This window comes from Gimesia benthica, from assembly GCF_009720525.1.
Classification (GTDB): domain Bacteria; phylum Planctomycetota; class Planctomycetia; order Planctomycetales; family Planctomycetaceae; genus Gimesia; species Gimesia benthica.
Map to the genome: position 1 here is coordinate 3,362,719 of NZ_CP043930.1, position 18,120 is coordinate 3,380,838.

9 protein-coding genes are annotated in these 18,120 nt (G+C 54.9%); 3 read left to right on the plus strand and 6 right to left on the minus strand.

Annotation, left to right across the window (positions count from 1 at the left end):
* Nucleotides 1–93 precede the first annotated feature (93 nt).
* The 3 genes from F1728_RS12720 to F1728_RS12730 form a co-directional block, all read right to left on the minus strand.
* Entirely contained in the window at nucleotides 94–1,434 is a 1,341-nt protein-coding gene (locus F1728_RS12720) for a DUF1501 domain-containing protein (RefSeq protein ID WP_155364419.1), read from the minus strand.
* Nucleotides 1,435–1,499: 65 nt separating this feature from the next.
* The gene (locus tag F1728_RS12725) at nucleotides 1,500–4,934 is read right to left on the minus strand and encodes a DUF1553 domain-containing protein (RefSeq protein WP_155364420.1); all 3,435 of its coding nucleotides are present in this window, start codon (nucleotides 4,932–4,934) and stop codon (nucleotides 1,500–1,502) included.
* A gap of 263 nt (nucleotides 4,935–5,197) precedes the next feature.
* Nucleotides 5,198–8,641 (minus strand): DUF1553 domain-containing protein, encoded by a 3,444-nt coding sequence (locus F1728_RS12730; RefSeq protein WP_155364421.1) that lies wholly within the window; start codon nucleotides 8,639–8,641, stop codon nucleotides 5,198–5,200.
* 155 nt (nucleotides 8,642–8,796) lie between these two features.
* On the opposite strand from F1728_RS12730, the gene F1728_RS12735 reads away from it, so the two are divergent.
* Both F1728_RS12735 and F1728_RS12740 read left to right on the plus strand, forming a co-directional pair.
* A complete protein-coding gene (locus F1728_RS12735; protein ID WP_194242797.1) occupies nucleotides 8,797–9,408 on the plus strand; it encodes a sigma-70 family RNA polymerase sigma factor in 612 nt (203 codons plus the stop codon).
* A 6-nt stretch (nucleotides 9,409–9,414) separates the two neighbouring features.
* On the plus strand, nucleotides 9,415–10,842 hold the full coding sequence (locus tag F1728_RS12740; RefSeq protein ID WP_155364423.1) for an anti-sigma factor: 1,428 nt from the start codon (nucleotides 9,415–9,417) through the stop codon (nucleotides 10,840–10,842).
* A gap of 57 nt (nucleotides 10,843–10,899) precedes the next feature.
* On the opposite strand, the gene F1728_RS12745 is transcribed toward F1728_RS12740, so the two are convergent.
* Together F1728_RS12745 and F1728_RS12750 are read right to left on the minus strand one after the other, a co-directional pair.
* The gene (locus F1728_RS12745) at nucleotides 10,900–12,564 is read right to left on the minus strand and encodes an NCS2 family permease (protein ID WP_155364424.1); all 1,665 of its coding nucleotides are present in this window, start codon (nucleotides 12,562–12,564) and stop codon (nucleotides 10,900–10,902) included.
* 1 nt (nucleotide 12,565) lies between these two features.
* The gene (locus tag F1728_RS12750; RefSeq protein WP_145180162.1) at nucleotides 12,566–13,552 is read right to left on the minus strand and encodes an adenosine kinase; all 987 of its coding nucleotides are present in this window, start codon (nucleotides 13,550–13,552) and stop codon (nucleotides 12,566–12,568) included.
* 318 nt (nucleotides 13,553–13,870) lie between these two features.
* Here F1728_RS12750 and thiC point away from each other — a divergent pair, with 318 nt between their 5' ends.
* A complete protein-coding gene (gene thiC, locus F1728_RS12755; RefSeq protein WP_228030716.1) occupies nucleotides 13,871–15,688 on the plus strand; it encodes a phosphomethylpyrimidine synthase ThiC in 1,818 nt (605 codons plus the stop codon).
* 82 nt (nucleotides 15,689–15,770) lie between these two features.
* Here thiC and F1728_RS12760 read toward each other — a convergent pair whose 3' ends face one another.
* Nucleotides 15,771–17,954, minus strand: a complete 2,184-nt coding sequence (locus tag F1728_RS12760) for an SHD1 domain-containing protein (protein WP_155364425.1) — start codon at nucleotides 17,952–17,954, stop codon at nucleotides 15,771–15,773.
* Nucleotides 17,955–18,120: the final 166 nt, after the last annotated feature.

Below are 18,120 nucleotides of genomic sequence, written 5' to 3' on the forward strand. Positions count from 1 at the left end.
CTCGAAAGACTTTGCTGTACACCGGCGCAAAAAAAGCGAGTTGCCATCCCTTGGGTGACAACTCGCTGTTACTGTTTTCAAGCCGGCTGACGCTTAACCGAACAGCTCGCGAACAGGATCGCCCATGTCGGTGATCGGCACCGGACGGTCGCCTGCATAGAGCTCTTCAGAAGGATCAATGCCCAGGCTGGCGTAAATTGTCGCGTGCAGATCGGGTACGGAGACCGGGCGGGAAACGATTTCTTCCCCCAGTTCGTTGGTTTCACCAATGGTCATCCCGTTCTTCAGACCACCGCCGGCCAGCACAACACTGAAAGCTTTCGACTGGTGACCGCGTCCTCCGCCCGAATCGAAGCGAGCCGGACGACCGAACTCGGAAGCCACGACAATCAGGGTTTTGTCGAGCAGCTTGTGCTGTTCGAGGTCCAGCACCAGGGCTGACAGTGCGGAATCGAGTTCCTTGATCAGCAGATGCTGATTCAGCTGCCCGTCATTGTGTGTATCCCAGCCGGTCCCGTTCACAAAGTTCAGGTTGTGAGAGACTTCGATGAAACGCACGCCGGACTGAATCAGACGACGCGAGAGCAGACACCGCTGACCAAATTCGCCGCCGTACGAATTCCGCAGGTCGCTCTTTTCGTTGTCCAGCTGGAAGACCTTCATGAATTCAGGACCGGACAGGCGAAGTGCTTCTGCCACAGATTGGTCGTAGTCCTGAATCGTCTGTCCACCAATGCTCCTCTTACGGTAATCGGCTCGCATCTTAGTCAGGAGCCGTTCACGACGATCCTGGCGACTCTGGTTCACACGTGAAGAACGGGTGAAACCGCTGGGGCCTGCGTTGGTGTCAGTCAGATAGACATAACCGGCCTTGCTGCCCAGGAAGCCGGGGCCGCGGGTCACGTTGGGGTAACCGATGAGCACATAAGCGGGAGCGATATCACTGACGGCACCGCGCTGATGAGCGACGACAGACCCGACAGACGGATAGGTAATTGTTCCGGTTGTGGGACGCCCCGTGTGCATCCGGTTGGTGGCAGCAGCGTGCTCGTCGATCACTTCATGGTGCACACTGCGGACGATGTTAAACCGGTCCAGAATGGGAGCACATTTGGAAAGATGCTCACAGACCTCGGTCCCTTTGATGGCGGTCGGAATCGGGTCGTAATAGGAACCCGCTTTCTTGGCCTTTGGATCGCCTTTGCGTTTGGGATCCCAGGTATCGATATGGCAGGAACCGCCGCCCAGCCAGATCATGATGCAGTGTTCCGCTTTACCGACGGGCATCGCCAGTTTTTTGGAACCGTGTGGTTTCGTACCATGTTTTTCCGAGGCCAGTAACTGCTGCCAGGAAGTTCCCAGAGCGGAAGCCGCCAGACCGGTGGCGGAAGCCTGTCTTAAGAAATCGCGACGTGTTGACTGAAATTCGTTCATGATTCACTCTTTATAGAAAAGATCAAAGCGTGTTATTCGTTTATCGTTCTAATCAGCAGTAGTCGTTAAGGGACAAAGATAAATTCGGGCGAATTCAATAGTGACCAGAGCATATCTTCGTAACGGTTCCGCCAGTCGTCATTCAGACGCTGTGTTGGCGGATCACCTTTCTTCACCGCGGCTTCCAGCTCCACCTTGATTTCATTCGCCCGCGGGCTCAGGTGGTTTGACCAGCCTACCAGGTTACGTGGCAGACGTTCGCGGCTCACAATTTCGGCACTGGAATTCACCCGCTCTGCATAACCGGGTTCCAACAGCTCTGTAAATAGTTTGAGCTCTTCAGCTGTCGGCTTGCGTGTGAGTGTTTTCATTACCGTTTCGTTGATCAGAGTTTCCAGCGACTGCTCCTGCAGCGCCAGTTCCGTGAAGGAACTGTCATCCGACAGACGCGTAAACCGCTGCCCCAGTACGCCGTTCGCCAGGATAGCTGGCTGCAGCGCTGTGGAGGCATATTCGCGAACCGTCAGCGGACTCTGTCGCGTATCCCGCCAGCCAAACGTTTTCATCAGTGTAATGAAAGGTTGACCGAAAGGCAGTGCCAGACTGGGCCGGTCACGCTCGTTTGAGGGAGACGTAAACTGCCAGGCCCGACGCGGCGTACCCAAGTCGAGCGAACTGTGGTAATCGCGGGAACCGTCGATGTCGATACACATCCGGCCGGCGTCCAGTGGCTTACCACACACCGCGAACAATGAGTCCACAATCTGTTCTGCTTCCATTCGTCGCAGTACCGGTGATGAGAAATTATAGGTGGTATCAAACAGCCCCTGTACCGTGGTCAGATCAGTAGACGCTTCGCGCTGGTAGAGGTCCGATTCGAAGATCATCCGCGCCAGCTGCTTCATGTCATAACCGTTCAGCACAAACTGCTGGGACAGGTATTTCAACAGCTCAGGATGCGACGGCTCCTGACCGTCCCAGTCATCAACGGGTTCTACCAGGCCATGTCCCAGGTACCGTTTCCAGACCCGGTTGACAAGCACATTGGCGAACCGTTCATTTTGAGGAGACGTGATAATCGCCGCCAGTTTTTCACGTGTGTCTTTTTCGGATCGCAGGTAGTTCGCGGGGAATTTACCGGGCTTCACCAGTTCTTCAAATGTCCATTCCGGAGTTACATTCTCGCCCGGCAGCAGTGTTACCGAAACGAGCATCGAGTTCGACTTGGGATCGAAGCCGGGAATCGAACTGGTCTTAGGCACGCCCTGCGGAGACCGCTTGAGCATTGCCGCCAGGCTGAACAAATCCCGTTGTTTGAAGTCGTGGAACGGGGCATCGTGACAGCGGGCACACTTCATGTTCAAGCCGAGAAAGGCTTGACCGATAATATGTGCTTTGGCTGCCATAGGGGCATCGTTCTGCGAAGCCATTTCAAAGCCCGCAGGACCGCCGAAGTACTTACTGCCTTCCATCATCACCAGTTCGGTCAGGAAACGATCGAAGGGCTTGTTGTCATAGAAAGATTCGTGAATCCACCAGCGGAATGGTCCCGTATTGTTCAATGTCGGGTTAACGATATTCGGGTTTTCTGCCAGCACATCCTGCCAGTATCCGACCCAGTTATCAGCCCAGGCGGGATCGTTGAGCAGTCGCTCGATCGCGAAACTGCGACGATTCTCCGGCTTCTTTGCCAGGTACTCTTTCACCAGTGCAGGCGAAGGGACGGTCCCCGTCGTATCGAGTGACAGTCGACGCAGGAAAGCCAGATCGCTCAGCTGTGCAGACTGTTTGGCATTTTCCTTAGCCAGACGCTGGTTAATAAAATGATCGATGGCGTTGTTGGCCCGCAGACCTTTCGCTGCTGCAGGAACTTTGATCTGAGGCTGCTTGAGTACTTCCTCTTTCGCCAGCTTGTGCCGCCAGTCCCAGTACTCGGCTTCTTTTTTCGAGGCCGCCTGACGACGCTCTGCGTTGATGGCAATCTGATCGTAACGGTACTGACGTGCGAAAGGCAGCCAGTCTGCATCGGTCAGCATGACAACTTTGTCAGAGGGAGTCAGCAGTTGGAAGTCTTTACCGGGATCGCCAATGAAGACAGCCGTTTCACCGAAGTCGGGACGATGACGCGAACCACCCACAATCATTTCGAACCGTACGCGATGCGGCTTGCCGTCTCCCGTGTACTCGATCACCTTTTCATGATCTCCACGGTGCAGCGGACGAATATTCGGGGCCAGACTCAGATCAACATCAAAGACAGTACCATGAGCACTGCCGGAAATGTTGTGGAAAGCGGTCTCTGCAACCAGCTTGCCATCAATATACAACCGCGACCCATTACGGGCCCGTACCAGGATTCGTTTCTTGCCTTTGGGCAGCGTCAGGTTGCACATCGCCCGTACCAGGAAAGGATCAGGACGATCCACTTTCACACCCTTTTCCGAATACCGGTTGGGGATTTCAATCAGGGTGAAGTGGGGCTGAGTGAAAGTCTCCGCGAGACGAGGCGGACGGAACTGCCAGGACTTCTTGTTCGGAATCCCTTCGTAAATATCGACCTGCACGCGATCGCTGGGAACCGAAGTCCAGTCGATGGTTGGCTTGGGAGTGACATATTTAAAGTGTGCGGTAATTTCTTTCGCGGGCAGCACCTTGCGATACACGGCCAGTTCATCCATCAGACCATCAAACGAACTGCGGGCCGATCCTCCCATAGAGGAACCGATCCAGACTTCGTCATTGTCGACGACGGGAGCGTAGGTGGTATCGCCACCCATGTCCCATTTACCTTTGACCGACTGACCGTCGACATACGCATTCAGACTTTTCTTCTTGCCGAAGGTATAAGTCACCGCGACATGATGCCAGTTGTGAGCACTGATCCCCGCACCGGTGGAAGTCCAGCGATGATAGTCGGGCTTCACATCCTTTTTGTCGGGCTTGCCACGGAACAGGAAGCTGATCTCTGAACCGGTCACCCGCAGGGCATAGTTCTGATTGTCCCGAGCGACCCCTTCGCGGTTGGTGCGACCTTTACCAATGATATAGTAGTGACGACCAGCGTCTGTTGAATTCAGATTGATCCAGGCTTCCACAGTGATGGAGTCGCCGGCGGTGAAATCCAGCGGACTCTTTTCCCCCGGGTCGACAACCCGCAGGTAACCCGCGCCGGCTTTAAACTGAGCGGCGTTATTTTTGTTGTCAAACAGTGGGAACTCAGAAGGACGAGGCCCTGCAACCGACTTGGGAGCCTGACCATGGACCAGGGCTTTCAAGGGCTGCTTTTTATCAGCCACAACACTGGGATAACCTTCCGGCGTGGAGGCTTCAAAGTCCCAGTAGAGGGTCGGCTGATTCGACAGAATCATTTCCCGGTAACTGGCCGGTTTGGCTTGGGCTGGTTTTTCTTTTTCAGCGTGAGCGGGGCTCGCAGACAGAGGCAGGACGAGCGAAAGACTCAGCAGGCACAGGGAACGCTTAACGTATGCCAGATGGTTCATAGCGGGCAATTCCAGAATATCAGGTTCTCAATTGAGACGTCACAGCAGGCGAGATTCATCAGAAACCGGAGGAGCCGGCACTGACAAACGTACTGTACACAAGCATGCCACGAGGATTTAACTCGTGATCCAGATTACTATACCGGACATCATGTCGATCTCACGCTTAATTATATATTGATTGTCCAATTTATAAAATTTTTGAGGGAAACCCCTGAATAACAGGGATATCTCGCCCACCAGACCACATGTACACATGCCTGTCAGGGTAGAAACAGAAACTCGGGCGAATTCAACAGCGACCAGAGCAGATCCTCGTAACGGTTCCGCCAGTCGTCCTTCAGACGCTGTGTCGGCGGGTCGCCTTTCTTGACGGCAACCTCCAGCTCGACCTTCACTTCATTGGCCCGCGGGCTGACGTGATTCGACCAGCTCACCAGATTGCGTGGCAGACGCTCGCGGGTCACGATCTCGGCCCCCGGGTTCACCCGCTCTGCATATCCGGGCTGTAACAGATCCGTGAAGAGCTTGAGTTCTTCCGCCGTCGGTTCACGCGTGAGAGTCTTCATGAATGTTTTCTGAATCAAAGCTTCCAGCGACTGCTCCTGCAGCGCCAGTTCCGTAAAGTCACTGTCATCCGACAAACGTGTGAACCGCTGCCCCAGCAATCCATTCGCCAGGATCGCCGGTTGCAGCGCCGTCGAAGCATATTCGCGGACGGTAACCGGATGCTGACGCGTGTCCCGCCAGCCGAATGTTTTCATCAGCGTGATGAAGGGCTGACCAAAGGGGAGTGCCAGGCTGGGCCGGTCACGCTCATTCGAAGGAGACGTAAACTGCCAGGCCCGTCGCGGCGTGCCCAAATCAAGCGAGTTGTGATAGTGACGCGCCCCGTCGATGTCGATACACATCGGACCGGCGTCCAGAGGCTTACCACAAATCGCGAACAATGAGTCCACAATCTGTTCCGCTTCCATTCGCCGCAATACCGGCGATGAGAAATTGTAAGTCGTATCCAAGAGTGCCTGAACCGTGGCGCGATCCGTTGATGCCTGTCGCTGATAGAGGTCCGATTCGAAAATCATCCGGGCCAGCTGCTTCATGTCGTAACCGTGCAGCACAAACTGCTGGGACAGGTATTTCAGCAGCTCTGGATGCGACGGCTCCTGACCATCCCAGTCATCAACGGGTTCCACCAGGCCATGGCCCAGGTACCGTTTCCAGACCCGGTTGACAAGCACGTTGGCGAACCGCTCGTTCTGAGGAGACGTAATAATCGCCGCCAGTTTCTCACGCGTATCTTTCTCGGATCGCAGATAGCTCTCCGGGAACTTGCCCGGCTTGACCAGTTCTTCAAATGTCCATTCCGGTGTCACGTTCTCGCCCGGCAGTAGTGTTACCGAAACGAGCATGGAGTTCGACTTGGGATCGAAGCCGGGAATCGAACTGGTCTTAGGCACACCCTGCGGTGACCGCTTGAGCATGGCCGCCAGACTGAACAGATCCCGTTGTTTGAAATCATGGAACGGGGCGTCGTGACAGCGGGCACACTTCATGTTCAAGCCGAGAAAGGCTTGACCGATAATATGTGCTTTGGCTGCCATAGGGGCATCGTTCTGCGATGCCATTTCGAACCCAGCGGGACCACCGAAGTATTTGCTACCTTCCATCATCACCAGTTCGGTCAGGAAACGGTCGAAGGGCTTGTTGTCATAGAAAGATTCGTGAATCCACCAGCGGAATGGCCCGGTGTTATTGAGCGTTGGATTAACAATGTTCGGGTTTTCTGCCAGCACATCCTGCCAGTATCCAACCCAGCTGTCTGCCCAGGCGGGATCGTTGAGCAGTCGTTCAATCGCGAAACTGCGACGATTCTCTGGCTTCAGTGCCAGGTACTCTTTCACCAGTGCAGGTGAGGGAACAGTCCCCGTCGTATCCAGTGACAGTCGTCTCAGGAAGGCCAGATCACTCAGCGGTGCAGACTGTTTTGCATTTTCTTTCGACAGTCGCTGGTTAATGAATTGGTCGATGGCATTGCTGGCCCGCAGACCTTCCGCAGCCGCAGGTACTTTGACCTGAGGCTGTTTGAGTACTTCCTCTTTCGCCAGCTTGTGTCGCCAGTCCCAGTACTGGTCCTCTTTGTTTGAAACGCTTCGGCGACGCTCTGCATTCACGGCGATAAGGTCATACCGATACTGTTGTTCGAACGCAGTCCAGTCTGCATCGGTCAGCATCACCACCTGATCAGAAGGAGTCAGCAGTTGGAAGTCCTGGCCGGGATCACCGATGAAGACCGCCGTCTCGCCGAAGTCGGGCCGATGACGCGAACCACCCACAATCATTTCGAATCGCACGCGATGCGGCTTACCGTCTCCTGTGAATTCAATCACCTTTTCCTGATCGCCCCGGTGCAGCGGTCGAATGTTGGGTGCCAGGCTCAGGTCGACATCATAAACTTTGTCGTGCCCACTATTGGTAATCTTATGAAAGCCCGTTTCTGCGACCAGCTTCTCGTCAATATACAATCGCGATCCATTGCGGGCCCGCACCAGGATCCGCTTCTTCCCCGCGGGGATCACCAGGTTTGACATCGCGCGTACCAGGAAGGGATCAGGGCGATCAACTTTGACACCTTTCTGAGAATAGCGGTTGGGAATCTCAATCAAAGCGAAGTGAGGCACCGTGAAAGTTTCCGCGAGCCGGGGCGGACGGAACTGCCACGACTTCTTATTGGGGATGCCTTCGTGAATCTCGACCTGCACGCGATCACTGGGAACCGCGGTCCAGTCGATCTTTACTTCCGGTGCGACGTATTTGAAGTGCGCTGCAATCTGTTTGGCAGTAAGCACTTTACGATAGACGGCCAGTTCATCCAGCAGACCATCAAACGAACTGTAAACGGAGCCGCCCATCGAAGAGCCGATCCAGACTTCGTCGTTATCAACCACGGGGGGCCGACTGGTATCGCCGCCCACATCCCACTTCCCTTTCACAGGCTGACCATTGATGTAAGCCTGCAGACTCTGTTTTTTGCTGAACTGGTAGGTCAGCGCGATATGATGCCAGCCAAGTGCACTGAGGCCCGCGCCGGTGGAAGTCCAGCGGTGATAAGTCGGTTTCTCTCCCTGTTTTTCAGGTTGAGTGCAAAACAGAAAACTGATTTCCGAACCCGTCAGACGCAGACTATAGTTCTGATTGTCCGCTGCAACCCCTTTGCGATTCGTTCGCCCTTTTCCAATGATATAGAGAAAGCGGCCCGCTTTGATCGACGTGGGATTCACCCAGGCCTCAATCGTCATCTCATCCCCGGCTGCAAAGTCCAGTGGACTCTGTTCGCCCGGATCGACGACCCGCAGAAAACCGTCTCCCGCCTTGAACCGGGCAGACTGGTTCTGTTTGTCAAACAATGGAAACTCGGAAGGACGGGGGCCGGCTGCAGCCTGTGGGGCCTGCCCGCGAACCAGCGCCGATAACGGTTTAGACTGTTTGTCGTCAGCCGTCACACTGACATAACCGCCTTCCGGTGCAGGCTTTGTGAAATCCCAGTAGAGCGCCGGCTGATCGGCGAGAATCAGTTCCCGATAGCTGCTGGGGGTAGACGTTCCACCGTTCTGCTTGTCAGCGAACGAAAAATCCGCCGCCAGGGGCAGCGCGAGCGTGAGACTCAACAGGCACAGAGAGCGCTTAACGTATGCCAGGTAGTTCATTGCGGGCAATTCCTGATTATCAGTTCTCAAGGTGAGAAGTCACAGCGTTTTAAAACGTGATCTGGTCTAATATACCGGTCGCCCCGTCGATCTTATGCGGAATAAAACATATATGCTTCAATTTATGAAATTTTTGAGGGAATGGTCCTCTTTTGGTGAGATTCTCTGCAATCTGGTATATTAATGCAGAAACACTAAGAATCACGACGTTACCGATAGCATTGATCCTGAAAGCGCCCGACTTGAAGCCGGAAGAGACGGAAAATTTTGTTCAACTGCTCACAGCGCATCAGAGCAAACTATACGCCTATATCCGTTCGCTGCTGCCCGACACTCAAGCGGTCCAGGATGTCCTGCAGGAAACCAACCTGGTGCTCTGGCGGCGCAGTGAAGAATTCGAACCGGGTTCCAACTTCGTCGCCTGGGCCTGCAAAGTAGCGTACTTTCAGGTTCTGGCCTATTATCGCGATAACAAACGGGATTCGATGGTGTTTAACGTAGAGCTGGTATCCATGCTGGCCAAACAGAATGAAGAAAAACTGGCAGGTTCCAAAGACATGCAGCGGGTACTCTCCCGATGTCTGGCCAAGCTGCCGGAACAAAGTCGCCGCCTGATTCAGCAGCGCTATGCTGCAGGCGGGTCAGTCCAGGCCATCGCCGAGGAACAGGGCCGCTCCGTGGGCGCTGTTTCTCAGATGCTGTACCGGATTCGACAACTTTTACAAGAGTGCGTTCAGAAATCACTTGCCAGTGAGCAGGGAGAATAGTCTGTCATGAATCAAAATCCACAACATCCTGACGGGGATCGGAAAGACCCCGAAGAAATCATTTCTGCCTTCCTCGACGGTCTGCTCACCGAGGAAGAAAGTCAGGAGTTTCTGAAACGACTCAAGTCCGATGAGGCGTCACGCGAGCTCTACCTGGAGATGATGAATCTCGATTCCATGCTGCAGTGGGAACAGGGACAGACGGAACCCCTGCCCGAGGAATTCTGTACTCCCGAAATCATCACCCAGACCGAGCCTGCACAGGATCTCAAAGTCGCTTCGACGCGCAAACAGCTGGCCTTCACCCGGTATGCACTCGCTGCCACCCTGGCCGTCTGTGTCTGCCTGGCCATGCTGCTGCTCATGGAGAGCCAGCCCGCGCAGGCCATCGCGCGAATCGATTCCAGCGATGGTGTTCCCGCTGCCATGATCATTGAAGAACACGATGCTGTCTGGGAACGGACTGAGTGGACTCAGGATGTCAGCAAGCCCCTGGTTCCCGGCTGGCTCAAGCTGAAATCGGGGCGTGCCCTGATTGACTTTCTGGGAGGCACTACGATTGCGCTGGAAGGTCCTGCTGAACTGGGCCTCAATTCAGACAGCCGTGCTTATCTGAAATCGGGTCGACTGGCTGTCGTCGGGACATCACGCAACCATGACTTCACTCTCACCACGGCCAACCTGACGATCCTTTCGCAGTCCGCCAACTTCGGCCTGGCCGTCAACCCGGACAACGAATCCGAACTGCACGTCTTCGACGGAAGCGTGCAGGTGACCCGCTCCCTCTCCCGCCCCGATGAAGACATCGACCAGGAACAGGTGCCTGATCAGCCGATCCTCGTCGAAGCCGGTCAGGCCATTGTGTTCAACAACCAGGGACGGGAACAGAATCGGCTGGTCGCAGACCAGGAAACCTTTCCGGCCCGCAGCCAGTTCTCTGTCGCCGATCCTCCCGGTGATATCCCCGCGATTGACTTCGCTTCCACGAAGATTGAGCCTTACAGTTTTCAGGATGGCCAGTACGAGCTGCCCACCGACTATCAGCTGATTGAAAACGGCAAAGGCATTCGGCTGTGGGGCAACGCCTGGAAGAGTGTGGAAGTAAACCAGGAAATCACTCCCGATACGGTCATCGAGTTCGATTTCCGTTCCTCTCACCAGGGACAGATTCACGGGTTTGGTTTCGATATCGACCGGGAATACAACCGGGAAAACCACACGTTCCAGATCTACGGCTACGAAGCCTGGTCACACATCGGCCAGCAGTTCAATACCTATTCGGGAACGGGCTGGAAACGGTTCCGGATTCGCGTAGGCCGCTATCTGACCGGGAAATACCGTTACCTGCACTTCATCGCCGATGAAGATGTGATCGCCCGGGCCGAAAGCCAGTTCCGCAACGTGCGCATCTACGAAGCCCCGACACAGCCTTAATCCGCCCAACAACAGGCCGCAGAACAACCACAGAATAAGGGAGCTTCCGCGCGCCCGTCAGTGCCCCGGTTCTATCCGGGGATTGGGTTCTTCTTCCGTTTCGATGGTTGGCTCTGCGTCGCGAGTCCCGCCCAGAACCAGGAAGGTCGCCGCGAACAACAGGTAGCCCACACCAATGCCCGTGGCACTGAAAGTGAGTGCCTCTTTGGTCCCTTCGGTAAACGCCAGGCGGAAGTGGATGTCGTTCCCCACAACTTCGTAAGCGCTCGTTAAACCGAGAAACGCGAAGATCGCCGCGATGACGGACCAGATGGCCGCCGATCGATATTTGCCATCAATCAGGCAGGCACAGATCGCCGCCAGAATCATACAGGTGAAGATGAAGCCCCGCTCCATCACCACCATGCCGTTCATCAGAAATCCATTCACCTCGGTAAACGGATTCGCAGTCAAAATCTCCTGTAGATTTTTTCCTCCGCCCACGAGCAGTGTTCCCTGCATCACCGTCATGCCCCAGGCTGCGATCGCTGGAAACAGCCCCAGCGCCACGGCGGGAGCGTGCCGCGACGGAGACGCATTAAACGCCTGAGCCGTGATGACCATTCCGATCCAGAGCACAATCGCGATCCCGGCTTCCAGCGGAATGATGTTGCTGATCACGCCGGTCGTCCCTGTCAGACAGATCAGCATGAAAAAGATCCCGTTCAGCGTCGAATAGCCGGCCCGCGATCCCATCTCTTTCCACCCAGGATGACCGATATAAATCGTCGTCGGGAAACAGCTGCCCAGCAGTGAAGCCACAATCGTCCCGGCACCGTTGGCCAGCATCGAAGGCTTCGCAGGATAGCTGTCGCCGGCCGCTTCAGCGGATTCGATGTTCTGCATACTGCCGATGACATTGAACAGGCCCATCGGGAAAATCACCGACATGTAACCCACCCACTCACTCGGCTGTTTGAGCAGTTCCCAGAGGGCGCCACCCGCAAAATGGGGCGGATACCAGCCCCATTGATCCCAAGAGGTTTTAATCGCCTCGACACTCATCGGCGCGCCCTCCATCAACTGCGGGATCACTTCCGGTAGAACCCAGGCACAAATGGTTCCCACGATGATCGCCAGCAATCCGCCCGGCATGTGAAAAGGAAGCTTGGTCTTGGAAAAGAGCGTCAGCAGCACTACTGCCGCCGGCAGCATCGCGATCATGGGCCGTTGATAGATCTTCAGCATAAAGGTCATCGAGATGAACCCGATCGCGATTCCCGCGAGGGTCGACAGCAGGGCCGCCCGGGGTGTCACCTTGCGGACCCGGTCCGCCACGAAGGCCCCCAGGAATTCAATCACGCCACTCCCGAAGCAGGCCAGTAACCCCATCTGCCAGGCTGCTTCCGCGCTGCTGGTCCGCTGATAGACGGGCACCATCACGAAGAAGATATAGACCAGCAGCGACGGCGTGTTAATCCCATAAGGCAGCGCACACACATCGGTACGATTCTCATTTTTCGCCAGCTGATGTGCCTGCCAGGCGTAAAAGATATTACCCACCAGAATACTCAGGGCGGCACCAGGCAGAATGTATTGCAGCAGAATTTCCGAATCGGCACTGATGCCACACAACCCGCACAGCGCCACAATCAGCAGCAGCTGCACGAGGTTGTCGATCATCAGCGCGAAAAAACCGTCCAGATCGCGTCGTACGAAGAGGGGGTAATGGTTTTGCTTCATATCAACTGAGCAGTTCCTTGATTTCATCCTCGGTGAAAGGATTCTTCAGTCGCGCGCCCAGCTGCGAGACAATGCGGGCGGCAGCATGGGAGGCCAGGTGCCCGGCCTGGTGCCAGGTCAGACCGTTGGTAATGCCATACAGAATGCCGGCAGCGTACATGTCACCGGCACCGGTAGTATCGATGGCGTCTGTCTCGACTCCTTCGATGGGAATCACTTTGCCTTCGTGCATCAGGATTGAACCGTCGCCGCCCAGCGTCAGTGCCAGGTTCGGAACGTGGTGATGAATCACGTGAGCACAGTCGACGGCGTCATGTTCGCCGGTCAGGCTGCGGGCTTCTTCCAGATTGCAGAACAGCAGGTCGACAGGACCTTCAATCAGCTGCTGGAACTCGTCCCGGAACAGGTTAATCAGGAACGGGTCGGAGACGGTGAATGCCACCTTCACGTTATGCTTCTTGGCCAGTTCAATCGCGCGATAGGCGGCTTTTTTCTGGGTCTCTCCCGTGAACAGGTAGCCCTCGACATACACATATTTCGACTGCTTGATGTGTTCTTCGTTGATGTCTTCCACACTGAGTGTCGCAGAGACCCCCAGGTTGGTCAGCATCGTCCGCTGAGCGTCGTCTGTAATCAGCACCACGCAGGTTCCGGTCTGTCCTTCGGCGGCGGGAGGAACTTCGATCGTCACCCCGAGCTTCCGCATGTCTGCCAGGTCGAATTCGCCCAGCATGTCACTGCCCACTTTACCCGCATAGGCCGCTTTCCCACCGAAGTCGGCGATCCCCAGAATCGTATTCGCTGCAGAACCACCCGCACACTGTGAAAGCGGTGCTCCATCCAGTTCGCCCAGCACTTTCTGCTGTGCCTCTTCATCGACGAGGGTCATAATCCCTTTGGCATAACCCAGCTTTTCCAGGGTGGCATCGGAAATACGTGCCTGAATATCAACGAGAGCATTACCCACACCATAAACGTCGTACTGCATGTCGAACCTTAATTCATGGGACCCGGGTGCGGATCCTGATCTGTTTTTTCAAAGAGAAATGTGTTGTCTGGCGCTACTTTTCAACAGACCAGATGATAACCAATGCACGTTTCAATGGGAAACCACACAGACTTATCATCCAGTCAGTTTGAAAAAAGCCGTCAGGTCACTACTATATATCCAGAAACCAAGACGATTTCCCGTTCGAGGCAGTAGAACTGCTGGCAGATCTCGTTTCTGATCCGGATTCGCTCAGAATCTGACAGACTATCTAACAGACTCAATGACCGCATCAGATTTTGTAAGGATGCTAATAGTATGACCAACTCCTCCTCTTCTTATGACCTGCTGTACTCACTGCCACCCATTGGCGGAAACCCCTCAACACGGGGCCAGCAGACCAACCCGGGAAGTTTCGCTAATCCGCCCCAGATCGCCCCTGGAGTCAAAGGCGCCCTGACGTTCTCCTCTCCCGATACCCCGGGAATGCCGGAAGTATCGGACAAAACCGCCTGGGATTTCATGCCCGCCGGCTGGGAACTGAAACCGGGATTTGAAGAGAACTACGAAACCGCCGATGCCTGGACGCCGCCGGCTGACTTTCTGCCGGTCACCCAGCTCGAATTCGCCCGTTGTGGCACCATCACTCCGGAAATGGAACGGGTCGCTGAACGGGAACCGCACCTGACCGCAGAGCAGATTCGCGATGAAATCGCTGCCGGCCGGATGATCATTCCCGCCAACAAGGTACACCTGGGCTACCAGCTCGATCCCATGGCCATCGGTCGTGCATCCAAAACCAAGGTCAACGCCAACATGGGCGCTTCCCCCGTTTCCTCGGGGACCGATGAAGAAATCGAAAAGCTGAAATGGGCCCAGCAATGGGGCGCCGACACCGTGATGGACCTCTCCACCGGCGGCGATATTGACGGCTGCCGTCAGGCCATCATCCAGAACAGCACCGTCCCCATTGGAACCGTGCCGATCTACTCCATGATTATTGCCCGTCGTCTGGAAGATCTGGATCACGCCAGCATCCTGCAGATGCTGCAACACCAGGCCAAACAGGGTGTGGACTACTTCACCATCCATGCCGGCGTCCTGCGGGAACACCTCGAACTGGTGGCCCAGCGTCTGATCGGCATCGTCAGCCGCGGCGGATCACTGCTGGCCAAGTGGATGCTTCACAACAAACAACAGAACCCGATGTACGATCTCTGGGATGACATCTGCGACATCATGCGGGAATATGACGTCAGCTTCTCGATTGGTGACGGTCTGCGACCCGGTGGTCTCGCCGACGGATCCGACCGGGCTCAGCTGGCAGAACTCTGCGTCCTGGGTGAGCTGACCGAACGCGCCTGGCAAAAAGGGGTGCAGGTCATGATCGAAGGCCCCGGTCATATTTCCTTCGACCAGATCGAATTCAATATGAAAGTCCAGCGGAAACTCTGTCACGGAGCTCCGTTCTATGTACTGGGGCCCTTGGTTACTGATATCTTCCCCGGCTACGACCATATCACCAGCTGTATCGGTGCGACCGCCGCGGGTTACCACGGGGCCAGCATGCTCTGCTACGTGACTCCCAAAGAACACCTCGGTCTGCCCAAGAAAGATGACGTCAAACAGGGTTGTATCGCTTACAAGATCGCTGCCCACGCAGCCGACGTCGCCCTGGGAATTCCCGGTACCCGTAACCGTGACGACGAACTGACCGAAGCCCGCGCTGCCCTCAACTGGGAAAAGCACTTCGAACTCAGCTTCGATCCGGACACCGCCCGGGCTCTGCACGACGAAGACCTCGACGTTGACACCGACTTCTGTGCGATGTGCGGACACGACTGGTGCAGCGTGCGAATCTCCAAGGAAATTCAGGAGTTCATGTCGGGCAAATCGGAAGATTATGCCTGGGATAAAGCAAAGAAATCGCTGCCGCTGACTGCAGAACAGAAGGAAATTCTGGAAAAACGGGGCGTACTCAGCCCAGACCAGATTCACAAGCTGGCCTCCAAGGTCAAGAAAGAAATGACCGGCGACCAGGACAAAGCATCCTGCCACAGCGACTACGTCGATCCGGAATCGGCTCAACAGATGCAGACTTCCAAAGAGCTGCCTGTGCTAAATGAACGCCCCTGATTCCCAGGCAGAGACTCACAAAAAAAACGCGGACGCTTCTTTATGAGGCGTCCGCGTTTTTGTTTGTAATCAGGTCTGTCTGCTAGTTACGCATTTTCAAGGCACCACCAATAAAGCCGAGAAATGCCAGCCCCCAGAAAAACAGTTTACCCAGCGCCCGACCAGTCCGATATCCGGAAGTATAGTTGCTGGATCGTCTTCCTGAACTACTCGATTCACCACCGCCTGCATTTGCATCGGATGAGAAATTATTGTTCGCGGCCACCTCATTACGTCCCTGATTCGGATTACAGTAGGGACAGGGGGCCGTCAGTCCGGAACCTTCTGATTTGAACTTCTTGTTACAACGGCTGCACTGGTAGATCATGTCTCCCCGTTTCACACCACAGTGGGGACATTGTTCGAATAACGGGCTTTCCGAGGTATGAGTTTTACCGCACAGTTCACATTCGAAAGTATGCTCAATGACCATACGAGGAGGCCTCCCGGGATTCCGTGCGGAATTTTCCGCCATCATGTTCTCTGACATTTCCATGGCGGGATTGGGTTCCATCGCGGGATTCGCCATTGCCGGCTCTGCAGGCATCATCGAACCGGGTTCAGGCATCGCCGGGTTACGCATTCCCGGATTTTGCATACCGGGGAAATTCATTCCACCGGGCTCCTGCATCGCGGAACCAGGCATGGCAGCGCCGGGCATCGCAGCACCAGGAATACCAGGTATGCCCCCTTCGTTCATCGCCAGTTGATCCGGCTGTTGCTGTTTCCGGGGTTTGATCAGGCTTAAGTCGCCATCGCTGAAGAATTCCGTGATGAACAGTTCTTCTTTTGTTCCTGTATTCAATACAGCGACGGAATCGCCATAGGCGAGCCGCACAAATTTCCCTTTGAGCTGCCGATTCTTACGGTCCGTCCAGACTCGGAATTCTTTTTCCTGCTCTTCCGGGGTCAGCGTGGTTTCTGCATTTTCGGGAAAGAACTGACCTGCCACTTCTTTCTGCAGGCGTTCCTGAACGTATTGATGATCCTCTTCGGAAAACTTATCGTAAGGGAATTCCTGAACTGCGTTGCTTTGCGTGATCAAGAGAGAGATGTTGCCATTTTCCATTTTGATGTAGGAAGCGGCGACCGAATTGCCGGAAACGTCGGTCCATTTGCGGTGGAAGTTGACGCGCAACATCTGTTTCAGCTTGCGTGCTGAAAGACTGGAATCAAAGGGTTCGCGATAGGCCAGGGGAAGTTCGGACATCCGCCCATGCATCTTCAGTGCTTCGCGTAGTAACTCCAGATCTTCATCACTCAGGGTTCCCACGGGAATGCTGATAATTCCGATCCCCGCATTCGAGCCGGGACTTGGTGTAAAGCGGATTTCGCGGCCTTCCAGCCCTGCAAACCGGGCTTCAGACTTCTGTCCCTTCGTGTCGGACCAGAACCGATAATCAGATAATACGGCTACCAGTTCGGGATCAATTTCCGTATTCGCTTTAATCACATTTGGATCGTCATCCGCAGCCGCAGGTGTTCCCGGTTCGGTCATCGCGGCCGCCGGTGATTCCATTTCCGCAGGCAGCCCCAGTTGTGCCGCCAGTGCTTTGGCTTGCTCCTGCATCGCTGGAGGTAACAAACCCAGCAGTTTATTCCGGCGATGATATTCGAACAGCCACTTCATATCATTGATGGTTAACTGATCCAGAGGCACCATCGTCAGTTCGCCCGACTCTTTGATTAACTGAATCTGCTGGGGATTGATAGAGACAAATTTGGCTTTAAAGCTGCTGCCATCTTTGAAACTCCACTCGCGGAGTGTAAATGGTTTATATGACTCTCCGCCTGCCTCAGGCTCTGTTGCTGTTTTCTTGTCCGGCTCCATGGACGGCTTGTTTTCAACGGGGGCAGGCTCGGGCTCTGTCTTCGCGGGAGGTGCGCTCTTCGTTTCCGGGAGTGAGGACTCCGTGTGAATTTTGCGGTACTCTTCCGGCAGAAAACTCAACTGATTGCGGCGTTTATGATACTCATAGAGCCAGTTCAGATCTTTGACGCTCAACTTATCGAAGGAAACGCGCACGGTTCCCTGACCATCCAGACGCAGCGTGGCCTGGGGTCCTTTCACCACGATGAGCTTCCCTTTCGCCTCCGAACCATCCCGGAAATTCCAGGTGCGCACTGTGAAGCGCTCGTAGCTTTCTTCTTCTGCCTGCAGTGACTGTGAGAGAAACAGCGTACAGAGCAGACAGGCCAGCAGAGAGAGTTTTTGTTTCGTATTCATCGTGATAAAACCGCCCGCATCAGGAATACATAAAGTCAGCGCATTATTTGACAGATCAAACTCTACTTACAGGTTACCCTACATCTGTTCAAGTTGAAATACTGTTTTTATGAAAAATCTGCAAATGAGGGGCCTCCCCCACAGATCGGGGCATAATCTGCCTAAC